The 4,387-nt window shown below is 47.7% G+C and carries 4 protein-coding genes and 4 tRNA genes; 1 reads left to right on the forward strand and 7 read right to left on the reverse strand.

What is annotated here, in order from left to right:
• From K0778_RS24940 to K0778_RS24960, 5 genes are all read right to left on the reverse strand, one after another.
• Nucleotides 1-254 (reverse strand): GTP-binding protein (locus K0778_RS24940; RefSeq protein ID WP_000031671.1); only part of this gene is annotated, 254 nt, incomplete at its 3' end.
• A gap of 114 nt (nt 255-368) precedes the next feature.
• Nucleotides 369-444: transfer RNA gene (locus K0778_RS24945), tRNA-Thr, on the reverse strand.
• 6 nt (nt 445-450) lie between these two features.
• Nucleotides 451-525 (reverse strand) — tRNA-Gly (locus K0778_RS24950).
• A gap of 116 nt (nt 526-641) precedes the next feature.
• A tRNA-Tyr gene (locus tag K0778_RS24955) sits at nt 642-726 on the reverse strand.
• 8 nt (nt 727-734) lie between these two features.
• A tRNA-Thr gene (locus K0778_RS24960) sits at nt 735-810 on the reverse strand.
• A 361-nt stretch (nt 811-1,171) separates the two neighbouring features.
• Here K0778_RS24960 and coaA point away from each other — a divergent pair.
• On the forward strand, nt 1,172-2,122 hold the full coding sequence (gene coaA / locus K0778_RS24965; RefSeq protein ID WP_000023081.1) for a type I pantothenate kinase: 951 nt from the start codon (nt 1,172-1,174) through the stop codon (nt 2,120-2,122).
• A 28-nt stretch (nt 2,123-2,150) separates the two neighbouring features.
• On the opposite strand, the gene birA is transcribed toward coaA, so the two are convergent.
• Together birA and murB are read right to left on the reverse strand one after the other, a co-directional pair.
• Complete coding sequence (gene birA, locus K0778_RS24970) at nt 2,151-3,116, reverse strand: bifunctional biotin--[acetyl-CoA-carboxylase] ligase/biotin operon repressor BirA (protein WP_000654620.1); 966 nt, start codon at nt 3,114-3,116, stop codon at nt 2,151-2,153.
• Nucleotides 3,113-4,141 (reverse strand): UDP-N-acetylmuramate dehydrogenase, encoded by a 1,029-nt coding sequence (murB, locus tag K0778_RS24975; protein ID WP_001016674.1) that lies wholly within the window; start codon nt 4,139-4,141, stop codon nt 3,113-3,115. The genes birA and murB overlap by 4 nt, the downstream gene beginning before the upstream one ends.
• Nucleotides 4,142-4,387: the final 246 nt, after the last annotated feature.

Below are 4,387 nucleotides of genomic sequence, written 5' to 3' on the forward strand. Positions count from 1 at the left end.
TGCCCCGGGCAGTCTACGTGTGCGTAGTGACGGGTCGGGGTGTCGTATTCAACGTGAGAAGTGTTGATGGTGATACCACGAGCTTTTTCTTCCGGCGCGTTATCGATCTGGTCGAATGCGCGAGCAGCACCGCCGTAGGTTTTAGCCAGTACGGTAGTGATTGCAGCGGTCAGCGTTGTTTTACCATGGTCAACGTGGCCGATAGTACCGACGTTAACGTGCGGTTTTGTACGTTCAAACTTTTCTTTAGACATCGATTGTCCCTCTAAGACACGGATAAATCGGTGATATCACCACATCAACCAGGCAACATGCCCGACTTGTTGAATGCAATAAACAGAAGGAAAAAACAGGGAGGAGAAAAGAAGTGGTGCTGATAGGCAGATTCGAACTGCCGACCTCACCCTTACCAAGGGTGCGCTCTACCAACTGAGCTATATCAGCACATCTTGGAGCGGGCAGCGGGAATCGAACCCGCATCATCAGCTTGGAAGGCTGAGGTAATAGCCATTATACGATGCCCGCATCCTGGAACTCGGCTACCTGATTTTCATTCTGCACTGAATATCGAGAGAAGCTCTCTTTATTCGAGCCGGTAAGCGAACTTATCGTCTCGGGCTACGCCATCGCGTGGCCGAAATTGGTGGTGGGGGAAGGATTCGAACCTTCGAAGTCTGTGACGGCAGATTTACAGTCTGCTCCCTTTGGCCGCTCGGGAACCCCACCGGACTTGATGGTGCCGACTACCGGAATCGAACTGGTGACCTACTGATTACAAGTCAGTTGCTCTACCTACTGAGCTAAGTCGGCATCAAGTAGCGCGCATTCTATGGAGACATGCGAGTTCATGCAACTAAAAAATTGCATAATTTGTTTTATTGGTCACATTTTATGCGACACGATGAAGAAACAGCCGAATGGAGGGCAGATTAGCACACTTTTTCAACATCATTGTGCTCAACAATGCGCTCCTGCTAAACCATAATTCTTTTTATCAGATGGAATATCTGTCACATTGCTTTTCAACGATAGCTTCCTGGGAGAGATTTTTTCTTATTATTCCTCCCCATCTGGTGTTACCCTCCTGCCCATTAACCCATTCAACAGAACTGTGACGCGCCATGGCAAATATCGCTTTGCCGATAGAGCTATGACCGCCAGAAACATGCTTATGAGTATAAAAGAGCAAACGTTAATGACGCCTTACCTACAGTTTGACCGCAACCAGTGGGCAGCTCTGCGTGATTCCGTACCTATGACGTTATCGGAAGATGAGATCGCCCGTCTCAAAGGTATTAATGAAGATCTCTCGTTAGAAGAAGTTGCCGAGATCTATTTACCTTTGTCACGTTTGCTGAACTTCTATATAAGCTCGAATCTGCGCCGTCAGGCAGTTCTGGAACAGTTTCTTGGTACCAACGGGCAACGCATTCCTTACATTATCAGTATTGCTGGTAGTGTCGCGGTGGGGAAAAGTACAACCGCCCGTGTATTGCAGGCGCTATTAAGCCGTTGGCCGGAACATCGTCGTGTTGAACTGATCACTACAGATGGCTTCCTTCACCCTAATCAGGTTCTGAAAGAACGTGGTCTGATGAAGAAGAAAGGCTTCCCGGAATCGTATGATATGCATCGCCTGGTGAAGTTTGTTTCCGATCTCAAGTCCGGCGTGCCAAACGTTACAGCCCCTGTTTACTCGCATCTTATTTATGATGTGATCCCGGATGGAGATAAAACTGTTGTTCAGCCTGATATTTTAATTCTTGAAGGGTTAAATGTCTTACAGAGCGGGATGGATTATCCACACGATCCACATCATGTATTTGTTTCTGATTTTGTCGATTTTTCGATATATGTTGATGCTCCGGAAGACTTACTTCAGACATGGTATATCAACCGTTTTCTGAAATTCCGCGAAGGGGCTTTTACAGACCCGGATTCCTATTTTCATAACTACGCGAAATTAACTAAAGAAGAAGCTATTAAGACTGCCATGACGTTGTGGAAAGAGATCAACTGGCTGAACTTAAAGCAAAATATTCTACCTACTCGTGAGCGCGCCAGTTTAATCCTGACGAAAAGTGCTAATCATGCGGTAGAAGAGGTCAGACTACGCAAATAATTTGCAGGGGAGCTAATGCTCCCCTTTCTTATTTTTCTGCACTACGCAGGGATATTTCACCGCCCATCCAGGGTTTTATTATTCCATCCTGCTCAAGCAATAAAGCGCCCTGTTTGTCTATTCCGCGTGAAATGCCAAATATTTTTTTATCACCAATGATAAGTTTCACTGGGCGATTAATAAAATTATCCAGCTTTTCCCAGCGCGAAAGATAAGGTGCCAATCCTTCTTGTTCGAAGAGTTCCAGCGCCGCGCGTAATTCACGTATTAGCATGGCCGCCAACGTATTACGATCGAGATTGATCCCCGCTTCCTGCAGCGTGATCCACCCCTGATTAACAACACTCTCTTCAACACGACGCATTGCCATGTTGATCCCGGCTCCAATGACTATTTGCGCCGCATCGCCGGTTTTGCCAGTCAGCTCCACAAGAATGCCTGCCAGCTTGCGATCCTGCAGATAGAGGTCATTAGGCCATTTAACACGAACTTTATCTGCACCCAGCTTGCGTAATACTTCCGCCATCACGATACCGATAACCAGACTTAAACCAATCGCCGCCGCCGGGCCTTGTTCCAGACGCCAGAACATCGACAAATATAAGTTTGCGCCAAAAGGCGAAAACCATTTCCGACCCCGGCGACCACGGCCAGCCTGCTGGTATTCTGCAACGCAGGCATCGCCCGATTTAAGCTCTCCGATACGATCAAGAAGGTACTGATTCGTGGAGTCAATCACTGGCAGCACAGTTACACTACCGCCATCCAGCTGACCCAATATCTGTTCAGCATTAAGTAACTGGATAGGCTCAGGCAGGCTGTATCCTTTACCCGGAACGGTAAAGACATCAACGCCCCAGTCACGCAGTGTCTGAATGTGTTTATTAATAGCCGCCCGGCTCATTCCTAACGTTTCACCCAACTGCTCACCTGAGTGAAATTCGCCATTCGCTAACAGCGCGATTAATTTCAGTGGCACGGTGTTATCCTTCATGAAATTGTCTCCACTGCGCTCACTTCACCTGATGCACCAATAAAGCGGACTTCAGGCTCAAGCCAGACATTAAATTTTTCACCCACTTTTTGTCTTACATGGTGTGCCAGTTGCACCACATCTTCGCTTTTTGCATTGTCTTCATTAATGAGAACTAACGCCTGTTGACGGTGCACCGCAGCCCCACCCATTTGCATCCCTTTTAGCTGGCACTGATCGATAAGCCAACCTGCTGCCAGTTTTACTGAACCATCCGCCTGGGGGTAATTTGGTGCTGTTGGAAATTGTGACAGTAATGCTTTAGCCGTTTCGGCAGATACAACAGGGTTTTTGAAGAAACTACCGGCATTGCCATTCACTTTTGGATCAGGGAGTTTGGTGGTGCGCATATGACACACCGCATCAAATACTTGCTGTGGCGTTACTGTTGTAGGATCCAGACGAGTTAAGTCACCATACGTTAGTACAGATTGCCACTCTTTTGGCAGACGCAGACCTACGGCTACAATGGCGAAGCGGTCCTGGTATTCATGTTTAAAAATACTGTCGCGATAGCCAAAACGGCACTCTTTGGCAGTTAAGCGCACTTGCTTGCCTGTCGCCAGTTCAACACAATCAACATAAGCGCAAACTCGCTGTAATTCTACGCCATAAGCACCAATATTCTGGATAGGTGATGAGCCGACACAACCAGGAATTAATGCCAGATTTTCCAGACCAGGCATACCTTCCTGCAAAGTGTATTTTACCAGGCGATGCCAGTTTTCTCCGGCTCCTACATGTAAATACCACGCATCAGGTTCATCATGAATTTCGATACCTTTGATCCGGTTGATGATCACCGTGCCGCGATAGTCTTCCAGAAAAAGTACATTACTTCCTTCACCCAGAATAAGAACGGGTTGCCCTTCTGCGGTTGCATGCTGCCAGGCATTGAGTAGTTGTTGTTCGTCTTCGGCACATACAATGTGCTGAGCATTATGATCAATGCCAAATGTGTTCCAGGGTTTTAAGGAGTGGTTCATAGCTGCTTTCCTGATGCAAAAACGAGGCTAGTTTACCGTATCTGTGGGGGGATGGCTTGTAGATATGACGACAGGAAGAGTTTGTAGAAACGCAAAAAGGCCATCCGTCAGGATGGCCTTCTGCTTAATTTGATGCCTGGCAGTTTATGGCGGGCGTCCTGCCCGCCACCCTCCGGGCCGTTGCTTCGCAACGTTCAAATCCGCTCCCGGCGGATTTGTCCTACTCAGGAGAGCGTTCACCGACAA

Origin of the sequence: Escherichia sp. XD33 (assembly GCF_019375075.1) — a bacterium.
Lineage (GTDB): Bacteria > Pseudomonadota > Gammaproteobacteria > Enterobacterales > Enterobacteriaceae > Enterobacter > Enterobacter flexneri_A.